Source organism: Halococcus thailandensis JCM 13552 (genome assembly GCF_000336715.1).
In the GTDB taxonomy this organism is placed as follows: Archaea; Halobacteriota; Halobacteria; order Halobacteriales; family Halococcaceae; genus Halococcus; species Halococcus thailandensis.
On the sequence record NZ_AOMF01000053.1, the window covers coordinates 1 to 275 of the forward strand.

At 62.9% G+C, this 275-nt stretch carries 1 rRNA gene; it reads right to left on the bottom strand.

The features are described from left to right. Positions 1–74: ribosomal RNA gene (gene rrf, locus C451_RS02540) — 5S ribosomal RNA — on the bottom strand; the annotation flags it as partial. Positions 75–275 lie beyond the last annotated feature (201 nt).

Sequence of the window (275 nt, forward strand, 5' to 3'; positions counted from 1 at the left end):
GCTGGAACGCTGGCGGGCTTATCTGCCGTGTTCGGGATGGGTACGGGAGTCGCCCCGCCGCTGTGGCCGCCTTAATGCCGATCCGCGGAATCGAACCGCGCAAACCTGTGATCGGTGGGCCGATGCGTTCGGGTCTGCTGTAAGTGTATGATACGTGCGATCCAGTTAGCGCCTGGACCCGTCCGGCAGGACGGATTCCAATGCGATATGACTGATGTGGCTCGGTCAGTTAGTGCTCGCGGGCTGAACGCCTCGTTGCCTCGGCGCGTACACCC